This window comes from Parabacteroides sp. ZJ-118 (genome assembly GCF_011038785.1).
Lineage (GTDB): Bacteria > Bacteroidota > Bacteroidia > Bacteroidales > Tannerellaceae > Parabacteroides.
Window position 1 is genome coordinate 42,791 of sequence record NZ_JAAKDT010000013.1, and the last position, 21,067, is coordinate 63,857.

Consider the following 21,067-nt stretch of genomic DNA (forward strand, 5'->3'; position numbering starts at 1 on the left):
CGCTAACATGACCGACGAACGCTAATCAATCTCATCCAATAAACGAAACACTCTCGTTCCCCGGATTTATGGAAGGTAGTCCCGCCAGCGATGTCGGTCCGGCTGATGGGGACCCGCGGTATTATCGGTTGGATATAACTCGGTTTTTGGCAAGAATTCCAAAGGTGCTTTGTTCATATGGATAAATATCATTACCTTTGAAACTCACATATCTATTAATTTCAACCTACAAACAAAAAGCGTCATGAAAAAAACTTTCTTGTATTTCTGCCTTCTCCTCATCGTACAAACGGCTTTTGCGGCAGACAGTCTTTATGTGCGAGAGCGACAAATCCCTATCTTGATAGACCGGATCGATAACGTACTTTATGAGATACGGATACCGGCCCAAAAAGGGGATGTATTGAACGAGATCGCGATACAGATTGGAGACAATGTCAACCTGTCGGACATCCAAGCGATACGCCTATTCTATAGCGGAGTGGAAGCTCCCTCCCGTAAAGGAGAGCATTTCAGCCCCGTTACGTACATATCCAGCCATATACCGGGGAATACCCGTAAGGCTCTTGAATCGTATTCCGTACGACAAGATGAGGTGGGCGCCCCCTTGTCGCGCACCGTAAAACTGACCTCCAAGCAACCGATGCTTAAAGGCATCAATTATTTCTGGATAAGTATCCAGATGAAGCCTGAGACTTCCATATTGGCAAAAGTAGCGACTACGATACCTAACGCCCGGATCAACAACAAGCCGATCGACATCACTTGGAAAGGAAAGGTAGACGAACGCCGTGTGGGTATCGGCGTACGCCAAGCTGGGGATGATGGATCGGCGGCCTTCCGTATCCCGGGATTAGTGACGACGAATAACGGAACCTTGCTCGGAGTCTACGATATTCGCTATAACAGCAGCGTGGACTTGCAAGAGAAAATCGATATCGGAGTAAGCCGCAGTACCGATAAGGGACAAACCTGGGAGCCGATGCGAGTGGCCATGACTTTCAAACAAACAGATGGCCTGCCTCACGGACAAAACGGCGTGGGAGACCCATCGATCTTGGTAGACGAAAAGACCAATACGATCTGGGTAGTAGCCGCGTGGACGCATGGAATGGGTAACGAACGGGCTTGGTGGAACTCCATGCCGGGAATGACACCGGACGAGACCGCCCAACTTATGCTCGTGAAAAGCGAGGACGACGGCAAGACGTGGAGCGAACCGATCAATCTCACGCCTCAAGTGAAAGACCCCTCCTGGTATTTCTTATTGCAAGGCCCGGGACGAGGCATCACGATGCAAGACGGTACCTTGGTCTTCCCCATCCAGTTTATCGACGCTACCCGTGTGCCCAATGCCGGTATCATGTATAGTAAAGACCGCGGGAAAACATGGCATCTACACAACTTGGCTCGCACGAATACCACCGAGGCGCAAGTTGCCGAGGTAGAGCCGGGCGTATTGATGCTAAATATGCGCGATAACCGAGGCGGTAGCCGTGCCGTGTCCACTACAAAGGATTTAGGCAAGACATGGACGGAGCATCCTTCTAGCCGCAGCGCCTTGCAGGAACCCGTTTGTATGGCCAGTTTGATCAAGGTAAACGCCAAGGACAACATCACCGGCAAAGACCTTTTACTCTTCTCCAACCCGAACACGGCAAAAGGGCGTAATCATATCACGATCAAGGCGAGTCTGGACGGCGGACTTACTTGGCCTACGGAGCATCAAGTTTTATTAGACGAGGCCGAGGGCTGGGGATATTCCTGTCTCTCCATGATCGATAAGGAAACAGTTGGAATCTTTTACGAGTCAAGCGTGGCGCATATGACCTTCCAAGCCGTTAAGCTAACGGATCTCATCCCTTAGAGAAACAATCTATGAGGTTACTGAATTTTATCTTTATTGCATATGTAAGCATTTCCGGGTCTTTACAGGCCCGGAATCCTGTTTTATTGCCCTTGCCCCAAAAATACGTCCGGACAAACGCCTCGTTCCATCCGAAGGAAATCGCGGTTTCTTCCGAAGGGAAGCTCCGTTCCATCCTGATGGAATTTCCGGAGGAGCTGCCGGTAAGCGTCCAACCGGACAGCCGATACAAGATAGAGATTTCCTTGGTTGACAAATTGGACGGAGTCCCCCTCAATTCCGAGGAGGTCCCTTACTTACATATCGGGGCCGACGAGGTAAAGTTTACCAATCCAAGGTTCGTACCCGAGATGGTCGCTTACATCCGTGCGAAAGGGAAACAAGTGATCTCTTGGAACCCGGGATGGAAGTACAAACCGGGTGAGATCGACACGGTGCAGCTGTGGAGTTACCGGGGCAAAATGCAATCGGGCATTCCCGCGATCGATCCGGAGAACGAGGTATTGATGAAGCTTCCGGTCGGCGTGTTCAATACCCCCGAAGTCCGTTTGGTAAAATGGATGTTTACGTTCGTTTGCGTCACGCCCGATGGAGAGAACGCAGTGGAAGGATTGGTCTACTCGGCAGATAAACAACTTAAATAACCTCTAATTCGATTGAATGCGATGAGAAAAATAACAGGAATCTTATCGATCTTCCTCGCTTTTGCTCTCATGGGGCAGGCGCAAAAGATCAAGGTGGCTTGCGTAGGTAATAGCATAACCTATGGTTACGGAATCGAGAACCGGGAGGCCAACTGCTACCCGGCCCAATTGCAACGGATGCTTGGCGATACCTACGAGGTGGAGAACTTCGGGCATAGCGGGGCTACGCTATTAAACAAGGGATATCGTCCCTATACCCAACAAGAGGCGTATCAAAAGGCATTGAAGTTTGCCGGGGATTACGTGATCATCCATCTGGGATTGAATGATACGGATCCTCGGGCATGGCCGAATTACCGGGATGAATTTGTTCGGGATTACCTTTCCTTGATCGAATCCTTCCGGAAAGCCAATCCGGGATGCAAGGTGTGGGTTTGCCGCATGACACCGATATCTCACCGCCATCATCGTTTCAAATCCGGTACAAGAGACTGGTATTGGATGGAGCAAGCGCTTATCGAAGAAATTGCCCGGATAGCCGGCGCGACCTTGGTCGATTTGCAGGAGGGCTTATACGATCGTCCGGATCTATTGCCCGACGCATTGCATCCCAACACGGAAGGTGCCGGTATCTTGGCCCGCACCGTTTATGGGGCGCTAACCGGAGATTACGGAGGATTACAGCTTCCCGCCATCTATTCGGACCGGATGGTCTTGCAACGGGATCAACCGCTTCCTATATCCGGTATCGCCAACCAAGGGGAGAAGGTAACCGTTACCATCGCCGGACAAAAGAAGGAGACCTCAGCAGGCGCGAACGGGAAATGGACGGTCACGCTCGATCCCTTGCGGGTAAGCGGGAAATCCTATACCTTAACGGTTTCTACCCCCGGCCGCACGCTGAACTACCGGGATGTAGTAGCCGGGGAAGTCTGGCTATGCTCCGGGCAATCCAATATGGCGTTCCGGGTAAACGAGAGCGTAAAAGAAGAACAGCAGCAACAACTGGATTATGCGAGACAACACCCGCAAATCCGTTTATTCGACCTAAAGCCCCGCTGGGAGACTTACGCCGTGGAATGGGACGCTTCCGTATTGGATTCATTGAACCGCCTGCAATATTATCACGACGCCCAATGGGAGGTATGCGACACCCGGAATACCGCACGCTTCTCGGCCATCGGATTTGCCTTCGGGCGCATGTTGGCCGATAGCTTGCAAGTACCCGTAGGATTACTATTGAACGCTGTTGGCGGCTCGCCTACGGAGGCATGGATCGACCGGAAAACGCTGGAGTTCGAGTTCCCGGATATCTTACAGGATTGGACGAAGAACGACTTTATCCAAGATTGGGTACGTGAACGGGCGGCCCTAAACATCAAGCAAGCATCCAACCCGCTCCAACGCCATCCGTATGAGCCTTGCTATCTGTTCGAGGCGGGTATCCAACCCCTCCATCGATATCCCGTCAAAGGGATCATCTGGTACCAAGGGGAATCGAACGCTCATAACATGGAAGCGCACGAGCGGCTATTCCCGCTATTGGTGAACAGTTGGCGCCGGTATTGGAACTCCGATCTGCCTTTCTACTATGTTCAGCTATCTGGCATGGACCGACCGAGCTGGACTTGGTTCAGGGACAGCCAACGCCGCCTGATGCAAACCGTATCGAATACGGGTATGGCCGTGAGTAGCGATCGCGGGGATTCTTTAAACGTCCATCCGACCCAAAAGAAAGAGATTGGCGAACGACTGGCCTGTTGGGCCTTGAACAAGACCTACGGACATAACGTAATCCCATCCGGCCCATTGTTCCGCGACGCGACGTTTACCGATGACGCCGCCTATATCACTTTCGATTACGCGAATGGCTTGAGAACTTCCGACGGGGCACCCATCCGCACGTTCGAGATCGCTGGGCAGGAGGGGCTTTTCCATCCGGCGCGAGCCCTGGTAGAGAACGGGAAAGTAAAGGTGTGGAGCGACCGGGTGACCCACCCGAAGCTGGTACGCTACGGCTGGCAACCCTTCACGAGCGCGAATCTTGTAAACGAGGCGGGTATGCCGGCCTCTACATTCCGGGCTGTAAAAGAATAGGCTATGTATAATAAACAACAAATCACCGGTTGGTTGTTCCTCCTGCTACTCTGCGTGGCGGGATGCGGCCAGCCTGTATCTAAAAAAGAGGACACCATGATAAACTGGACAAAATTACCGGATCTGCCGGGAGCGGCCGATACGGTTTCCCTTGGCGTTTCCGCCCCATTTGCCGGCGTCCATAACGAGACATTGATCGTCGCCGGAGGTTGCAATTTCCCGGACAAGCCCGTCACCGAGGGAGGAGCCAAGCGCTATTATAGCGAGATATTTGCCCTTCTTCCCGACGGCTGGAAAGAGATCGGCCGATTGCCGCGTCCCGCCGCCTACGGCGCCACGGTTTCCACCCCGGAAGGTATCGTTTGCATCGGAGGAAACAACAGTGATTCTTCCTGGGGCGATGTTTGCCGTATCTCCTATAACCCCGCGAAAGGGGAGGTAACGGTTTGCGCCTTACCCTCCTTGCCGTCTCCAATGGATAACCTCTCGGCGGCCTTTACCGGACAGGAAATTTACGTAGCAGGGGGAAATGAGAACGGACAACCCTGCCACACCTTCTTACGCCTTACCCTCGCACGGCTCGAGAAGGGATGGGAACAACTGCCGGACTTCCCGGGAGCGGCCCGTGTACAACCGGTATTAGCGGCCGGAGAAAGCCCCCAGGGTACATGCGTCTATCTGGCCGGGGGCTTCCAGCCCATCCGAAACGAAGAGGAACCCATTGTCCCGACGGATGTATTGGCATTCGACCCGGCAACTTCCACGTGGCGACAGGAGACCCTCCTTCCCCCGTTTAAGGACGGCGCGAACCGTACCCTGACAGGTGGCTGTGCCGTGACTTTCCAAACGGATAAAATCTTATTTATGGGAGGTGTGAACTACGATTGCTTCCTAGCCGCCATCGCCCGCCCGATCCATTTAGCGAAGGCAGAGGCCGCTCAAGATCCGGCGGCCGTTACCCGCCTGCGAGCGGAAGCCGAGGCCTATATGCACCACCCGGTGGAATGGTACCGGTTCAATACCGCCTTGCTGCAATACGACCTGTCCGCGAAAGCATGGAGCGATCTGGGCGAATACGAGCAGCTGGCCCGTGCCGGGGCGGGAGCGGTTATCCAAGGCAACCGGTTGACCATCATCAACGGGGAATTGAAACCGGGCATCCGGACTCCGCAGGTCAATCAAGCGATCCTGCCCCAGAAGTGAATACCCGGGCTCTATTATCTCAGGCTCTCCTTCTTGTAATTTATACGAACGCCATACTTCGTATATACCCGGTCCAACCCCAGCATCCCTTTCGGATTAGGCTCGCCTTGCGCTTTACCGGACAAGATCTCCTCGCTCATCGTGATCATGTCTTTTACGCGTTGAGGCGTCTCCTTGTTCATTCCGAAATAATGTCCGGGGTAGAGGTATTTGATACCGTATTTCTCGATCACCGTACTCATCTTCTCGCAAGCGGAGATAAGCGTGGAGAAGTCAACTCCCAGCAATAGGTTACCCGAGCCGAAAGAGTCGCCGCTAAAGCCGTAAGCGGCATCTTTGTCCACAAACGTGGTCGAGCCAGGAGTATGCCCGGGAGTAAAGACTACCTCCAGGGTACGCCCACCCAGATCCAGTATCTCGCCGTCTTTAAGGAAACAAACTTTACCTTTATAATCCGGCATAAATTCCGGTATGCCTATCGTATCTGCCGGATTGATATAAATCTCCGGGAAATAATCGATGGCCGAGCCTGTATGGTCCGGATGCACGTGTGTAGCGACCAGCGTGACCGGCTTGTCCGTGATGGAAGCTGCGAGCTTATCCAAGTCCTTGATCTTTGTCCCGGCGTCAATCAAGATCGCCCTCGTTTCTCCCTCAATCAGATACAGGCTCTCGTTCGCCATCAGATTCCCGGTCCCCAACCAGGTATGCTCATCGATCTGCCGGAAAATCACATCTTCACTCCGAAGCACTTCCTTTTCCACGATACCCGCCGCCGTCTGTGGCTGGCCGAACAAAGCGATCCTTGACAGGATCAACCCCACCATTACTAAACCTAACTTTTTCATGATCATATTCATTTTAATTCTCTGTATGTATATATCTGCTTGTCAAATCGCCGCGATCTTCCGGAGGCTCGCGTCCCATCTCGGCTCGGTGTGGATGAGGCGGATGGCCTCTTCCGGCGTGTCGGCTACCGCCCACAGCCCGACGTGCTGGGGGCGCATGAAATTCTCGTTCATGGCGTTCCTCAAAAGCTCGAACAAGGGATCATAATAATGATTGACGTTGAGGATCACGATCGGGTTGAGGTAGAGGCCGAGTTGTTTCCAGGTGATGATCTCCAGGAGTTCCTCCAACGTGCCGCACCCGCCGGGAAGGGCGATCACCGCGTCCGAGCGGTTTGCCATGAGCTGTTTGCGCTCGTGCATCGTCTCGACCTCGATCAGCTCCGTCAAGCCTTTGTGGTACCAATCCTGCTCCACCATGAAACGGGGGATAACGCCCGTTACCGTCCCGCCGGCCGCTAATGCGGCGTCGGAGACGGCGCGCATCAAGCCGATATTGCCGGCGCCATTGATCACCCGTATTTTCCGCTTGCCCAAAAGACGCCCCAATTCCTCGGCGGCGTTAAAATAGATCGGGGCGATCTTCGTGCTGGATGCGCAATACACGCACACCGACGAGATGTCGTGGATCTTCTTCAGGAAATAGCGCCGCTCGGGTTCCGGATAATGCTCGATCGCGTAGCGGAGCGCCGTACGGGGAAGGCGGGTCGCGTAGCGTTCCAGGAAATCGGTAAGCGTCTGCCGGTCCTTCTTGCCGACCTCGCGCAGCATCCACCCGACCGCCTTATGTATCAGATCATGCTTATGGCCCATCAATCGCTCGGACAGCCTCAAGGTGTCCGCGAAATCATACCGGCGGATGAACGCCCACGTGGAGACGATCGAGATCCGTTGTTCCCACAGGTTCTCGCTCTCGGCCAAACGGTAGAGGGGGGCACGGTCCTTGTCCACCAGGTACTCGCCGACGATGTCCCGGCAGCTCAAGTCTACCAGATCCCAGTTATCGCAACGCCGTGCGTTCTTCAGGTAGAACCGGAAGATGGCTTCCCGCTCTCGCGGCGTCGCTTTCCGGGAGCGGAAGCGATAGACCAAGATCAGCAGGGCGCACAGACGCGCCTCGTGCCACGGGCTGTCCAGCAGCAGCTGTAGCTCGTCGAGAGGGGTCGCCTGGTTGGCCTTCGCTATGCTGCGGGTCAGCGGGACGACCACCCCGAGGAACCGATCTCCCTCGCCGTATTGACCGGGACCGGTCTTGAAAAAGCGGCTCAGGTGAGCCGCCTTCTCGGGCGTGCCGACCGACCGTAGCTCGGATAGGATAAACGCCGCTGTCATGGCCGGAGTACGCGTGATACGGGACGGTCGCCCTCCAAGAACCCGATCACGTTGTCGCATACCGCGCGCACCATGACGATACGGGTCTCCGTCGTCTGGGTGCCGATATGAGGGGTTAATACGACGTTGTCCATTTCCAGCAGCTCGGGGAGGGGATAGTCTCCAAACTCGAACACATCCAGGCCGGCGCCCCGGATCGTGCCCTCCCGCAGGGCCTTTACCAAGGCATGCTCGTCCACCAGCGTGCCGCGGGCCGTGTTGATCAGGATGGCGGAAGGTTTCATCCGCTTGAGCTCCTCCTCGCCGATGATGTGATGGGTCTCGGGGGTATAAGGGGCGTTCAGGGATACGAAATCGGCCGTCGCCAAAAGCGCCTCCTTGGAGGCATAGGTGACATTCCGTCTCGTCTCCTCCTCGATGTGCAGCTGATGCCGGTTGTGGTAGATCACCTCCATGCCCAACGCATTCGCCCGCTTGGCCAGGGCCTTGCCGATACGCCCCATGCCGATGATGCCGAGGGTCTGCCCGGTAACCGGCATGCCGAGGTTCTCCAGCACGCCCACCTTCATGCCCGTTCGCAGCGTGCGCAGCTTACGATCGCACTCCGTGATTCGCCGGGCGGTATCCAGCATCAGGCCGAGCGCGAGATTGGCGGTGGGAGCCGTGACCGGGTCCGGCGTATTCGCCACGGTCAGCCCCTTCCCGACCGCGTAGGCCACGTCGATGTTGTTGTAGCCGACGGCGTAATTGGCGATCAGCCGCAACCTCGGTGCGTGGTCGATCAACGCTTTGTCTACCGGGAAGTCGAACATGGAGCAGAGCACATCGTACTCGGGTATCCTCTCGAAAACCTCCTCATACGTAAAATCTCTTCCCGCGGGGAAGGTAACCTCGTACCTCCTCTCCAACTCGGCGAATCCCTCGCGGAACATGTCGTATGTCACTAGTATCTTCATCTTTGGGTGCTATTTGTAATTCGAGAGACAAAAATACAAATCAGTTGGCAATTATTTCCTAAATTTGTCCCTGATAATATCCGGCAGCCCTTTTCCGTCGCGAGGGAAGGGCTGTTTTTAATTAGATATACGCACCATGAATCATACCTGTTACACGATCGCCCTCCTGAGCCTCTTGGCCTGCTCCGCCTGCGAGAAGGAGGAGGTGGTCATCCCGGAGACCGACAACGCGGTGAATCAATGGATCGAGCAGACGATGCGGGCGAATTACCTGTGGTATTCCGAGTGCCCCGATCAAAGCGCCTTGGATTTTGGCCTGGATCCGGAGGCGTTCTTTAAAAGCCTGCTGTCCGATAAAGACGGGAAGGCGCTTCCCGAGGGTCATCATTACTTCTCGCGGCTGGAGAAGGCATCCGCGACGAAGAGCATCCGCGACGCGAGCGACTCCTACGGGTTCGATTTCGCGATCTCCAGCCTCACGGAGGGGGGCCGTACCTATAACCTGGCCCTCGTCCTCTACGTGCTGGAGGACTCGCCCGCCGAGGAGGCCGGGTTGAGGCGGGGAGACTGGATACTGGGCGTGAACGGCTCGTGGGGGACGATCCAGGACTATGACCGGTTGAGGAGCGGCGGCCGCGTATCCCTCCAGCTGGGGGCGGTCGTGGAGAATGGCAAGGGCCTGGCCCCGACGCGGGTGGTCACCCTGGAGGCCTCCCGGGCGGTCGAGGATACCCCCTTCTTGAAGGATTCCGTGTACACGTACGGCGATCGGCGGATCGGCTATTTGATGTACAACCGTTTCGCCGCCGGGCCGGACGAATACGATTACAGCGACACCCGGTATAATCTTCGCCTGCGGCAGCTCTTCGAGCGGTTCAAGAGCCGCGGCGTCAACGAGCTCGTGCTCGATTTGCGCTACAACGGGGGCGGGCTTGTCAATTGCGCCCAGCTGCTGGCCTCGTTGCTGGCCCGCGAGAGCGCCCTGGGCGAGCCTTTGTGCATCCTGGCGTACAACGACAAGAACAGCCGTAAGAACGAGACCTTGCCGCTGCTCAAGACGACCGAGGTGCTGGCCGGCAACCTGGACCTACGGCGGCTGTTCGTCTTGACCGGCTCCACCACGGCCTCCGCCTCCGAGCTGATCATAAACGCGCTCCGCCCCTACCTGGAGGTACGGGTGATCGGCAAGCAGACGCTGGGCAAGACGGTCGGCATGACCATCTACGACGAGTCCGAGCGATATGGCTGGATCCTCTCCCCCGTCACCTTCCGCATTTACAACAAGAACCGGGAGGCCGATTACGAGGAGGGCTTCCCGCCCGACGTGGCGATCGATGAGTTCAGGTGGGACCTGGTGCCGTTCGGGGATCTGGGCGATCCCCTGCTGGGACAGGCCCTCTACGAGATCACCGGCCGGTCGCCGCGCTTGCGATCCGCCACCCCGGGCGTCGACCGGGAGATCCGGTACGATCCGCCATCCTCCCCGAAGGATCGCTTCGCGTGGGTTCCTTACCGCCCCGAGTGATCCGGACGAGGGGGATGCGGTGAGAAAAGGCCTCCCGAGGCCTCGGGAGGCATCCCGATGGGCGTGGCGGCCATTTCCGATAAACAATGACCCCTCCGATCTTGTTCTCAGGGAAACAAGGACACGCATGTATATGGGAAACGTAAAAGAACAGTACTGGAAATACGCGCTGATCACCATCCTGTTAGGGCTCGGGGTCCTTTTATTCTTCAAGATCATCCCCTTCCTTGGCGGCATACTGGGAGCCATCACCCTCTACCTGTTGCTGCGCGGGCAGCTGCGCTACCTGACGGAGAGGCGGAGGATGAGACCGCTCTTTGCCGCGCTGCTGCTGCTCGGCGAGACGGTCGTATGCTTCTTGGTCCCGTTCACGTTGTCGGTCTGGCTGGTCGTCAGCAAGATCCAGGACATCCGTGTGGATCCGGCCCTGCTGCTGGACGCCGGCCAGCGTATGGCGGACCTGGTCCGGGAGAAGACCGGCTTTGACGCGCTGGGCAGCGAGAACCTGGCGAGAGCGGCCGCCATGCTCCCGCGGATCGGGCAATTCCTGGTGGGCAGCCTGGGCCGTTTCGCCGTGAATGTCATCGTGTTGATCTTCATCCTCTACTTCATGCTGATGGGTGGGAGGAGGATGGAAAACTACCTGTATACCCTGTTCCCGTTCAATGACCCGAACAAGGACGAGGTGCTCAACGAGATCCGCACGATCGTAAAGTCGAACGCCATAGGCATCCCGCTCCTGGCGGTGATACAGGGGGTCGTGGCGATGGCCGGCTACTTCATCTTCCGCGCCCCCGACCCGCTGCTGTTCGGGTTCCTCACCTGTATCGCCACGGTCATCCCCCTCGTGGGGACCGCCCTGGTCTGGGTCCCGCTGGCCGCCTACCTGGCCCTGACCGGCGATTGGGTGCATGCCGCGGGGCTGACCCTCTACGCCCTGCTCGTGATCACGAACGCCGATAACCTGATCCGCTTCATCCTGCAAAAGAGGCTGGCCGACATACACCCGCTGGTCACCGTCATCGGGGTCGTGATCGGGTTGTCCCTGTTCGGGTTCATGGGGATTATTTTCGGGCCGTTGTTGGTCTCCCTGTTCCTGCTTTGCCTGGATATCTTCAAGAAGCGCTACCTCGACCCGTAGGCCCTCCCCCTCCCCTCCGGCGGGCCCCCGCGGCGCCGTCCGGGAATATTTTATCCCGTCCTGTTCGTGAATCTGTCGTTTATGGGTTATCTTTGCGCGTCAAAGAACACGCGTATGAAAGAGGATTTTGATATAAGAGACGCCCGGGCGCCGGAGAGCGAGCGAGAGTACGAGAACGTGCTCCGGCCGCTCTCGTTTCGCGACTTCAGCGGACAGGCGAAGGTGGTGGAGAACCTGAGGGTCTTCGTCATGGCGGCCCGCATGCGTAAGGAGGCGCTGGATCACGTGCTCCTGCACGGGCCTCCCGGGTTGGGAAAGACTACGTTGTCGAATATCATAGCGAACGAGCTGGGGGTCGGTTTCAAGGTCACGTCGGGGCCGGTGCTGGATAAGCCGGGCGACCTGGCCGGGGTGCTGACCTCGCTGGAGAAGAACGACGTGCTCTTCATCGACGAGATCCACCGGTTGAGCCCGGTCGTGGAGGAATACCTCTATTCCGCCATGGAGGACTACCGGATCGACATCGTGATCGACAAGGGGCCGAGCGCCCGCTCGATACAGATCGACCTGGCCCCCTTTACCCTGATCGGCGCCACGACCCGCAGCGGCTTGCTGACCAGCCCGCTGCGCGCCCGTTTCGGCATCAACATGCACTTGGAGTATTACGACGTGGAGACGCTGACGAAGATCGTGCTTCGCAGCGCCGATATCCTGCGCGTGAGATGCGACTCGAGCGCCGCCCGGGAGATCGCCTCCCGCAGCCGGGGCACGCCCCGTATCGCCAACGCCCTGTTGCGCCGCGTGCGCGATTTCGCCCAGGTGAAGGGGAACGGGGACATCGACCGGGCGATCGCCTGCTTCTCGCTGGAGGCGTTGAACATAGACCGGTATGGGCTAGACCAGATCGATAACAAGCTGCTGACGACGATCATCGATAAATTCAAGGGCGGCCCGGTCGGGCTGACGACCATCGCCACGGCCCTGGGTGAGGACCCCGGGACGCTCGAGGAGGTGTACGAGCCTTTCCTGATCAAGGAGGGCTTCATCAAGCGCACGCCCCGCGGCCGCGAGGTCACCGATCTGGCGTATACCCACCTGGGGCGCGCCCGGGCGGGCGGGCAAGGCGCTTTATTTGATTAGACAGATACGATATGGCAGGAGGAATGAAGCGGCTCGCTAAAGAGACGGCTGTTTATGGATTGAGTAGCATCGTGGGACGTTTCCTGAATTGGATGCTGGTGCCGGTGTACACGCGCGTGCTGGACGGGACGGGTGCGTACGGGATCGTGACGAACTTATACGGCTGGACGGCCCTGCTGCTGGTCTTGCTCACCTATGGCATGGAGACGGGGTTTTTCCGCTTCATCAACAAGAAAGAGGAGCAAGAGCCGACGCGGGTCTACGCCTCCGTGCTGTATTGCTTGCTGGGGAGCTCGGCGCTGTTCGGCGTGGCGGTCTTCGCCTTGTTGCCGGCCATCAGCGCCGGCTTGGGGTATGGCGACCATCCGGAGTATGTCGGGATGATGGCGGGGATCGTGGCGGTAGACGCCTTCTGCTGCATCCCGTTCGCCTACCTCCGGTATCAGGGGAGAGCCTGGCGTTTCGCCGGGATTAAGCTGCTGGGCATTTTCTTGAATATTCTCTTGAACCTGTTCTTCTTGATCGCCTGCCCGTGGTTGCATACGCGCCATCCGGAGGCGGTGAGTTGGTTCTATCGCCCGGATTATGGGGTGGGCTACGTGTTCGTGGCGAACGTGTTCACCACACTGACGACCCTGCTGCTCCTGCTCCCGGACATCCTGCCGGGCCTGCGGGCGAGAGCCGACGCGGCGCTCCTGCGGCAGATCCTGCGCTATTCCTTCCCGATCCTGATACTCGGCATCGCCGGTATCTTTAACCAGACGGCGGATAAGATCCTGTTCCCCTTCTTGTTCGAGGACAAGGCGTACGCGAGCGAGCAGTTGGGCATATACGGCGCGTGCTTCAAGATCGCCGTGGTGATGGTCATGTTCACGCAGGCTTTCCGGTATGCCTACGAGCCCTTCATTTTCGCCAAGGACAAGCGCGACGGCAGCAAGAGCGCCTACGCGGAAGCGATGAGGTATTTCATCCTGTTCGCCCTGTTCATCTTCCTCGCGGTGATGTTCTATCTCGATATCCTGAAGTACTTTGTCGGGCCGGCCTACTATCCCGGACTGCGGGTGGTGCCGATCGTGATGCTGGGCGAGTTGTTCTTTGGTATTTATTTCAACCTCTCCCTCTGGTACAAGCTGACCGACCAGACGCGCTGGGGTGCCTATTTCTCCGCGATCGGGTGCGTGGCCACGGTCTCGATCATCTGGCTGTTCGGCCCCTCGCGGGGGTATATGGCTTGCGCGTGGGCATCGTTCTTTTGCAATTTACTGATGATGCTGCTCTCCTATCTCGTGGGGCAAAAGAAATTTCCGATCGAGTACGACCTGAGGTCCGCGTTCCTTTACCTCGGAGTGGCGGCCGCGCTATACGTGGCAGGCATGGCGTTTCCGATACGGCCCGAGTGGCTCCGGCTGGGATACCGCACGATCTTATTGGGCCTATTCGTCCTATTTATGGTTAAAAGGGATTTTAAATAGCTCGAGAAACAAACAATTGGAATATCTTTGCATAAACATGGAACAAGACGAACAGCGCATGGAAAAAGGATTGCTATACAAACAGATCAGGGATTTCTTCGTCCGCAATTTCGATGTCCGGCAAGAGAAAGAGGACGAATTGGACACGATAGAATCCATCAAGAGGGGCGTCGAATTTAAGGGGACCAATTTATGGGTCCTTATCTTCGCCACCTTCGTGGCCTCTCTCGGGTTGAATACGAATTCTACGGCCGTGATTATCGGCGCTATGTTGATCTCGCCGTTGATGGGGCCGATCATGGGATTCGGCCTGGGGCTGGGAATCTCCGATTTCGAGTTGATCAAGCGCTCGTTCCGCAATTTCGCCACCGCCACGGTTTTTAGCGTAATTACCTCCACCTTATATTTCTTGGTTTCCCCGATCAGCGAGGCGCAAAGCGAGTTGCTCGCCCGTACGCAACCTACGGTATACGATGTATTGATCGCCTTCTTCGGCGGTTTGGCCGGAATCGTGGCGAGCTCGACAAAGAGCAAGGGCAACGTGATCCCGGGCGTGGCGATCGCCACGGCCTTGATGCCTCCGCTTTGTACGGCCGGATTCGGATTGGCGAGCGGCAATTTGTATTACTTTTTCGGCGCTTTCTACCTGTATTTTATCAACACGGTTTTTATCAGCCTGGCTACGTTTGTCGTCGTCCGCTTGTTGAAATATCCGAAGAAAGTGTTCCTGGACAAACAGCGGGAGAAGATCGTGACACGTTACGTGGGTATCATTGTTTTTTTTACGACCGTGCCGAGCCTCTTCTTGAGTTATAACTTGATCCGGAGTAGCTATTTCAACGACCGGGTGCGCAACTTCGTGGCGGAGGAGCTGACCTTCCCGAATACGCAAATCCTGAATAAGGTCGTTACGGATACGAGCGAGAGGAAGGAGGTGAAGGTCGTCTTGATCGGCCAGACGGTGCCGGATGAGGTGATCGCCAACGCCCGGGCCAAACTACCCAAGTATGGATTGAAGGATGTGCATCTGGTCGTGCAGCAGGGTTTCGGACAAGAGGCCGCGGATATCAATGAGCTGAAAAGCCTCCTGATGCAGGATTTGTATAAGAATAGCGAGGAGGTGCTGCGTGCGCAGGCCGTCCAGATCGATTCGTTGAAACGGAAGGTCGACAAATACCAAAGCTATAGGCGGCTGACATCCGAGTTGATCCCGGAGATGAAGGTCCTTTTCCCCTATGTGGTCGAGGCGTCCTGCTCGCATACGTATATCGTAGATACGGAGACGGCGAAACCGGATACGGTTATGCTGGTTTATCTGAAAAGCAAGGCGACCATTAAAGAGGCGGAACGTAAGAAGATCAGGGAATGGCTGTCGGCCCGTGTGGAGATGGAGAATATTAAATTACTAATCGAATAATTTAGACGAATAAAAGTACGATGAGATTAATGAAAAGAATGTGGGCGGCTTTGCTGCTTTTAGCCGCTTCGGGCCCGTTGTATGCCGATGAGGGCATGTGGGTGCTGAAGGAATTAAATAAGCAGAATCTGGCGAGAATGGCCGAGTTGGGTTTTACCCCATCCTACGATCAGTTGTATAGTGAGACGGATCCTTGCGTGGCGAACGCCGTGGTAATCTTCGGTGGGGGATGTACCGGTATCACGGTCTCTGACGAGGGGCTGATCTTCACGAATCACCATTGTGGCTTCGGGGCCATCCAGCAGCTGAGTAGCGTGGAGCACGACTATCTGAAGGATGGTTTCGTCTCCCAAAGCAAGCAGGAAGAACTTCCGGTCCCGGGCCTGACGGTACGTTACTTGAAAGAGACCGTAGACGTGAGCGATCGTATCAACAGCCAGATCTCCGGTATCGAGGATGAGTTCCAGCGTTTGTCGGCGGCCGATTCTATCGGTCGTGTGATTTGTGATTCCGTGGGAGATAACGAGTTCCTGGCGGCTGACGTCGTTCCCTTCTACAACAATAATAAATATTTCCTGGTGGTGTACGATGTCTATCGTGACGTGCGTATGGTTTTCGCTCCGCCTAGCTCTATCGGTAAGTTCGGCGGCGATACGGATAACTGGATGTGGCCTCGGCATACCGGTGATTTTTCCGTATTCCGCGTCTACGCCAACGCGGATAATAAACCGGCGGAATACAACGCGGCTAATAAGCCTTATACCCCGAGATACGTAGCGGAGGTATCTATGCGAGGCTATCAAGATAAGGATTATGCCATGACAATCGGTTTCCCGGGAAGCACGGATCGCTATTTGTGCTCTTGGGGCGTGCAGCAGCGTATCGAGCATAGCAATAAGCCCCGTATCGAGGTGCGTGGCATCAAGCAAGGCATCTGGAAAGAGGCGATGTCGGCTAGCGACGCTGTACGTATCAAATATGCCTCCAAATACGCGGGAAGCTCCAATTATTGGAAGAATGCGATCGGTATGAATAAAGGCTTGGCGAATCTGAATGTGATCGAGCGTAAACGTGCGGAGGAGACGGCCTTCGCTGATTGGGTAGCGAAAGATCAGGCCCGCGGCGCTAAATATGGCGAGGTCTTGAATTTGTTGGAGAATGGATATACCTCGACCAATACCTATAGAGAGGCCTTGACCTATTTGAATGAGGCGTTTCCCGGTGGAGCGGAGATCATCCGCTTGGCCCGCATGGTGCAATCGGTGGATGTAAACGGAGCTACTCCGGAAGAGATCACGGTTTTTTTAGAGGACCGTATCCAACCGTTCTTCAAGGATTATGAACCCTCTTTGGATCAGAAGGTATTGGCCGCGATGATGAAGATCGTGAAGGAGCGTGTATCTCCGGAGTTCTTGCCGGATATTTATACGCACGTTGATAAGAAGTATAAAGGGAATTACGAGAAATATGCGGCGGATGTATTTAAGAAAACCTCCCTGTTGTCGTACGACAAGATCGCCGAGATGTTGAGAAATCCGAAGAAATATGAGAAATTGAGAAAAGACCCGGCGGCTGAGCTGAGCCTGTCCGTATGGATGCCTATCTTCCAGTTGCGGCAGTTGATGGGCGACGCGGAGTATGATATCGCGAAGGGAGGACGTTTGTATTTCGCGGGCTTGAAGGAGATGTATCCGGAGAAAGCGTTGTCTTCCGACGCTAATTTCACGATGCGCCTGAGCTATGGTTCTATCGGAGGGTATCGCCCTTATGATGCCGCATGGTACAATTATTACTCTACGGATAAAGGTATCCTGGAGAAAGAGGACTCGACGAGCGATGAGTTCTGGGTACAACCGGAGATACTGGATCTGGTTCGTAGCCGTGATTTCGGGCCTTACGCGAATGAAAAAGGGGAGTTGCAGTTGTGCTTCCTCTCGAACAATGATATCACCGGGGGTAACTCCGGCAGCCCGGTATTCGATAAAAACGCCCGTTTGATCGGACTCGCTTTCGATGGCAACTGGGAGGCGATGAGTGGCGATATCGCTTTTGAACCGGATTTGCAACGTTGCATCGGCGTAGATATCCGCTACGTCCTTTTCATGATCGATAAATGGGGCAAATGCCCAAGGTTGATCGAAGAGCTGAGGCTGGTCCGATGAGAGAAAAAGAGATGGGCATCCGTGATTTCCGCGGATGCCCATTCTAAGGAGTTTATAATGCCCATTCTAAGGAGCTTTGAATGCCCATCGTAAGTACCTTACGATGGGCATTGTTCTAATAAATACCTAGTTTTGATTTGATCGCTTTCGGGATAGCGTCTTTATGTACCATGATATAAATGGTCTTGGCACGGACAAAGCTATCCGACATGTTGAGGTAACCGCCGAACGTATTACGCTCCGTTCCCCAAGAATTCTTCGTGATATAATATTTCGTCCCGTTCTGATCCTTGGCGATGCCGGTAAGGTGCATCAAATGGTCGTCGGTCGTGACGAATGACTCGAAGCCTTCTTGACGGACTTCCGGGGTAACGTTTACTTCCGGGAAAGGCTTCTCGAATTTGTAGACCTCTTCCAGACGTCCCTTCTCGTCCATTTTCTCAAAACGGGCGCGGTCGGTAGTCGAGTAATCCTCTACTTTTTTCACCTCCGGGTTGATCGCCACTCCATTCTTGAAAGAGAAGCCTTTCTCGCTCACGTCGCCATCCCAGCATACCGTGTAGCCATTATTTAACGCATAATCCGCGACTTGCATCATCTCATCCAACGGGAGGTTATACATTTGCGCATGCTCCCAGTTATCGGGAACCTCTACCTCGAATTTCCGGTAATACGGATGATGCGTGAAGCTTGTCAATTCGATATAATCGTCCATATTCAACCCTAGGGAGGCGGCGAATGTCTTCGGGGTATATTCCTTGCCTTGATAGATGAATTTCTCTGGAAGTTTGCCCAGGTAGGTGTCGAATAGGTTATCGATTAGCTTGTAATATTCCGGGCTCCGTTTTTTCATATCCGTGGCGGTCGTGGCGATCGCCTTGATATATTTTACCATCTCGGCATGATTGTGTCGGTCGGAATCGTAGTTGATACCCGAGTACACCTCTTCCGGGACGATACCCACTTGGTTGAATGCGTTCATGAAGGTGTGGGAGAGACTTCCTTGGCCAATATTACCTCTGCCTTTGCGGATATAATTATCTTGCAACTGGTTCATATATTTCTGGCGGACGATGAACATCTCGGAGAGATCGTATGTCCCTTTTCCCATACGGAGTAATTCCGACTCCATGAAAGAGGTCGTGGCGAAGCACCAACAGGTTCCCGTGGATGCTTGATTCTTGACGGGTGTGGCGGGCACCTTTACTACATCTGTAAATTGGTAGCCTTGGGCGAATGTGCTCAAAGAACCTAACGCGAAAGCGCATGTTAGAATGAATGTTCTCATTGTATATGAATTTAAGTTTATGTTATTATTGTCGTAGAGACAAGGCGTGCCCCGTCTCTACTATCGGGCGGGATGGTTAGAAGCCTCTCTCGAATTGGGTCCAGAAGGAATCTCCCATTTCTCTCCAGCGTAGCATCGTGGCTCCGGCGAAATCGGCGGTATATCCGGTCAGGTATTCTTTCGCGGCCTCCTCACCTTGTTGGGCAAGAATCTCTTTGTAACGGCTCTCTACGAAAGGAAGTTCCGTCTGTCCTTTCTCCATAAAATGGGCGATAGAAGCTTTCATCCGATCTTTAGTCGCTCCCCAACGTACGGTGGCGAGTTTGTTGGCACGGCGGAAAGCCCACACGGCGGCATCTTCCCGGTAACGGTGCTGTCCGCAAATCTTGAAACAAGCCGGTAGGTCTTTCGTCCCACAGAAGATGGGGATACGGGGGCTTTGTCCGGGATTATCATAGGCCATCCAAACCACGCCGCCTATCGCATCGGGTAACCAGTCGCGTAGCTGGATCACGGTAGAATAGGAGCATTGTGGCACGGCAACCAAACGGTAGCTTTTTACGGCATCCGGTTTTAACCCGTTCAACATGTTTACCATATCCCGGGTCATCCAAGGATTGGCTACCGGACTGATAACCGTATCAGTCTCGTTATTATCTTTCTTCTTTATGGCTACTTTCAAGTTTCGGGTCATATCGTATTCCGTACCCTCGTACGTTTCAGAGAGGAGAGCCATCACATCCGTCACGGATACCTGCCGATCCGGTTTTACGCTGATGGGAAGTTCTTCCGCGTCATACGATAAATGTAAAGAAGGAGCTAATTTGTTCAATAGAAAGAATTCACGGATACTGAAGGATTTCAGCTCACCGGAATAATTTCCGCCTCCGTACGCTTCCCAGAAGCGGAACGGTTTCTTCCCGTCCCAGAAACCCATACGTTTAGCTACCTCGAATACATTGGCGGAAGCCATGCAATTGTCCGTATCTTTCGGATCGACCTTAGAGATACGCGGGATATTCGCCGATACCCCTACATGATCGTCGGGAATACGGATCGCCGCCCATACGCCACCAATCTTATCCGGTCCCTCGCCAAAGACCTCGAAATGCCAGACCTCTTTCGGATCCGCTATCGTAAGGCACTCGCCCCAGTCGCCATATCCGTATTTCTCGATCAGCTCGCCCATTAAGCGGATCGCGTCACGGGCGGTCGTGCAACGTTGCAAGGCGATTCGTTGAAGCTCCTCGATCATGAACATACCCTTCTTATTAACGAGGGCTTTCCGGCCGGTGATCGTAGTTTCCCCGATGCCTAGTTGCTTCTCGTTCATACAAGGATAGGCCGTGTTGAGGAACTGGTACGTAGATCGGGCTTCGGGCAGTGTTCCTTTCGCGATCATCCCCCGGGTTCCCTCGGCGTATTCGGTGTGCATACGCCCGGTATAGACCGTTGTTGTCGTATCGTGATCGTACGAGGCGGAAGGAACGATATCCATCCAAGTGCGGTAGTTACTATCGCAGGTGTGGCTAGTCATCACGGAGCCATCCGCCGAGGCTTTTTTCCCAACCATGATACTCGTACAACTCTCCGGGTTCAGGATCGGCTCCGGATATTGAATTTGTTGCGCCTCAGAAACGGATAGGCTGGCGCAAAGCATAAGAACATAGGTAAAAAGTTTCTTCATATTTATTATGTGTTATTTATCCGGTGTTAAAGATACGAATAGTTTCTTAACCCACATTGCCACAATAGACCTTTCGTAAGGTTAAACAATCTTTAATTTCGATGGTTTTATGCGGTTTTTGCTGTGTCTATGTGTTAAAATCAGGTTATTTTGGTTCCATACCCCCTCTGTAGTACCCCCAGACTTTTGGCTGTCGTCGGTACAATGCCGACCTTTGTCCCATGCACATAGGAACAGTCTATAAAACCAACAGCAAGGGTGAACGCAAAGCCTACTATCGCCTTGAGG

Annotated in this window: 14 protein-coding genes and 2 pseudogenes; 10 read left to right on the forward strand and 6 right to left on the reverse strand. The window is 54.7% G+C overall.

Annotated elements, in window-relative coordinates; translation table 11 throughout:
• Nucleotides 1-244: 244 nt before the first annotated feature.
• From G7Y39_RS05495 to G7Y39_RS05510, 4 genes and pseudogenes are all read left to right on the forward strand, one after another.
• Entirely contained in the window at nt 245-1,867 is a 1,623-nt protein-coding gene (locus tag G7Y39_RS05495) for a sialidase family protein (protein ID WP_165155854.1), read from the forward strand.
• Between the two features lie 284 nt (nt 1,868-2,151).
• Nucleotides 2,152-2,355 (forward strand): annotated as a pseudogene (locus G7Y39_RS13865) (beta-N-acetylhexosaminidase); the annotation flags it as partial.
• 177 nt (nt 2,356-2,532) lie between these two features.
• Nucleotides 2,533-4,608 carry a GDSL-type esterase/lipase family protein gene (locus G7Y39_RS05505; protein ID WP_165155856.1) on the forward strand — a complete coding sequence of 692 codons (2,076 nt, stop codon included), beginning with the start codon at nt 2,533-2,535 and terminating at the stop codon, nt 4,606-4,608.
• Between the two features lie 3 nt (nt 4,609-4,611).
• Nucleotides 4,612-5,811, forward strand: a complete 1,200-nt coding sequence (locus G7Y39_RS05510; protein ID WP_165155858.1) for a cyclically-permuted mutarotase family protein — start codon at nt 4,612-4,614, stop codon at nt 5,809-5,811.
• Between the two features lie 14 nt (nt 5,812-5,825).
• Here the strand turns inward: G7Y39_RS05510 and G7Y39_RS05515 are convergent, their stop codons facing one another.
• The 4 genes and pseudogenes from G7Y39_RS05515 to G7Y39_RS05525 all read right to left on the reverse strand — a co-directional run bounded on the left by G7Y39_RS05515 (nt 5,826) and on the right by G7Y39_RS05525 (nt 8,947).
• Nucleotides 5,826-6,659, reverse strand: coding sequence for an MBL fold metallo-hydrolase (locus G7Y39_RS05515; RefSeq protein ID WP_165155860.1), 834 nt, complete (start codon nt 6,657-6,659; stop codon nt 5,826-5,828).
• Nucleotides 6,660-6,701: 42 nt separating this feature from the next.
• Complete coding sequence (locus tag G7Y39_RS13505; RefSeq protein ID WP_241159967.1) at nt 6,702-7,289, reverse strand: TIGR00730 family Rossman fold protein; 588 nt, start codon at nt 7,287-7,289, stop codon at nt 6,702-6,704.
• A pseudogene (locus G7Y39_RS13640) lies at nt 7,290-7,991 on the reverse strand (DNA alkylation repair protein); the annotation flags it as partial.
• Nucleotides 7,988-8,947 carry a 2-hydroxyacid dehydrogenase family protein gene (locus G7Y39_RS05525; protein WP_165155864.1) on the reverse strand — a complete coding sequence of 320 codons (960 nt, stop codon included), beginning with the start codon at nt 8,945-8,947 and terminating at the stop codon, nt 7,988-7,990. The gene G7Y39_RS05525 and the pseudogene G7Y39_RS13640, both read right to left, overlap by 4 nt.
• 136 nt (nt 8,948-9,083) lie before the next feature.
• Between G7Y39_RS05525 and G7Y39_RS05530 the strand changes: the two genes are divergently transcribed.
• The 6 genes from G7Y39_RS05530 to G7Y39_RS05555 all read left to right on the forward strand — a co-directional run bounded on the left by G7Y39_RS05530 (nt 9,084) and on the right by G7Y39_RS05555 (nt 17,804).
• Complete coding sequence (locus G7Y39_RS05530) at nt 9,084-10,472, forward strand: S41 family peptidase (RefSeq protein WP_165155866.1); 1,389 nt, start codon at nt 9,084-9,086, stop codon at nt 10,470-10,472.
• Nucleotides 10,473-10,599: 127 nt separating this feature from the next.
• Complete coding sequence (locus G7Y39_RS05535; protein ID WP_165155868.1) at nt 10,600-11,613, forward strand: AI-2E family transporter; 1,014 nt, start codon at nt 10,600-10,602, stop codon at nt 11,611-11,613.
• Between the two features lie 114 nt (nt 11,614-11,727).
• On the forward strand, nt 11,728-12,753 hold the full coding sequence (gene ruvB, locus G7Y39_RS05540) for a Holliday junction branch migration DNA helicase RuvB (RefSeq protein ID WP_165155870.1): 1,026 nt from the start codon (nt 11,728-11,730) through the stop codon (nt 12,751-12,753).
• Between the two features lie 11 nt (nt 12,754-12,764).
• Nucleotides 12,765-14,225, forward strand: a complete 1,461-nt coding sequence (locus G7Y39_RS05545) for a lipopolysaccharide biosynthesis protein (protein WP_165155872.1) — start codon at nt 12,765-12,767, stop codon at nt 14,223-14,225.
• Nucleotides 14,226-14,283: 58 nt separating this feature from the next.
• On the forward strand, nt 14,284-15,642 hold the full coding sequence (locus G7Y39_RS05550; RefSeq protein WP_165155877.1) for a TIGR00341 family protein: 1,359 nt from the start codon (nt 14,284-14,286) through the stop codon (nt 15,640-15,642).
• A 29-nt stretch (nt 15,643-15,671) separates the two neighbouring features.
• Nucleotides 15,672-17,804 carry a S46 family peptidase gene (locus G7Y39_RS05555; RefSeq protein WP_370520358.1) on the forward strand — a complete coding sequence of 711 codons (2,133 nt, stop codon included), beginning with the start codon at nt 15,672-15,674 and terminating at the stop codon, nt 17,802-17,804.
• Nucleotides 17,805-17,919: 115 nt separating this feature from the next.
• On the opposite strand, the gene G7Y39_RS05560 is transcribed toward G7Y39_RS05555, so the two are convergent.
• Both G7Y39_RS05560 and G7Y39_RS05565 read right to left on the reverse strand, forming a co-directional pair.
• The gene (locus G7Y39_RS05560; protein WP_165155874.1) at nt 17,920-19,092 is read right to left on the reverse strand and encodes an aminopeptidase C; all 1,173 of its coding nucleotides are present in this window, start codon (nt 19,090-19,092) and stop codon (nt 17,920-17,922) included.
• A 76-nt stretch (nt 19,093-19,168) separates the two neighbouring features.
• Nucleotides 19,169-20,779 carry a dipeptidase gene (locus G7Y39_RS05565; RefSeq protein ID WP_165155875.1) on the reverse strand — a complete coding sequence of 537 codons (1,611 nt, stop codon included), beginning with the start codon at nt 20,777-20,779 and terminating at the stop codon, nt 19,169-19,171.
• Nucleotides 20,780-21,067 lie beyond the last annotated feature (288 nt).

Bases quoted from the DNA above. Each gene is read 5' to 3' on its own strand.
- G7Y39_RS05515 (WP_165155860.1), bottom strand. From the start codon at position 6,659: ATGAAAAAGTTAGGTTTAGTAATGGTGGGGTTGATCCTGTCAAGGATC.
- G7Y39_RS05565 (WP_165155875.1), bottom strand. From the start codon at position 20,779: ATGAAGAAACTTTTTACCTATGTTCTTATGCTTTGCGCCAGCCTATCC.
- G7Y39_RS05525 (WP_165155864.1), bottom strand. From the start codon at position 8,947: ATGAAGATACTAGTGACATACGACATGTTCCGCGAGGGATTCGCCGAG.
- G7Y39_RS05510 (WP_165155858.1), top strand. From the start codon at position 4,612: ATGTATAATAAACAACAAATCACCGGTTGGTTGTTCCTCCTGCTACTC.
- G7Y39_RS05560 (WP_165155874.1), bottom strand. From the start codon at position 19,092: ATGAGAACATTCATTCTAACATGCGCTTTCGCGTTAGGTTCTTTGAGC.
- G7Y39_RS05555 (WP_370520358.1), top strand. From the start codon at position 15,672: ATGAAAAGAATGTGGGCGGCTTTGCTGCTTTTAGCCGCTTCGGGCCCG.
- ruvB (WP_165155870.1), top strand. From the start codon at position 11,728: ATGAAAGAGGATTTTGATATAAGAGACGCCCGGGCGCCGGAGAGCGAG.
- G7Y39_RS05550 (WP_165155877.1), top strand. From the start codon at position 14,284: ATGGAAAAAGGATTGCTATACAAACAGATCAGGGATTTCTTCGTCCGC.
- G7Y39_RS05545 (WP_165155872.1), top strand. From the start codon at position 12,765: ATGGCAGGAGGAATGAAGCGGCTCGCTAAAGAGACGGCTGTTTATGGA.
- G7Y39_RS05505 (WP_165155856.1), top strand. From the start codon at position 2,533: ATGAGAAAAATAACAGGAATCTTATCGATCTTCCTCGCTTTTGCTCTC.
- G7Y39_RS05535 (WP_165155868.1), top strand. From the start codon at position 10,600: ATGTATATGGGAAACGTAAAAGAACAGTACTGGAAATACGCGCTGATC.
- G7Y39_RS05530 (WP_165155866.1), top strand. From the start codon at position 9,084: ATGAATCATACCTGTTACACGATCGCCCTCCTGAGCCTCTTGGCCTGC.
- G7Y39_RS05495 (WP_165155854.1), top strand. From the start codon at position 245: ATGAAAAAAACTTTCTTGTATTTCTGCCTTCTCCTCATCGTACAAACG.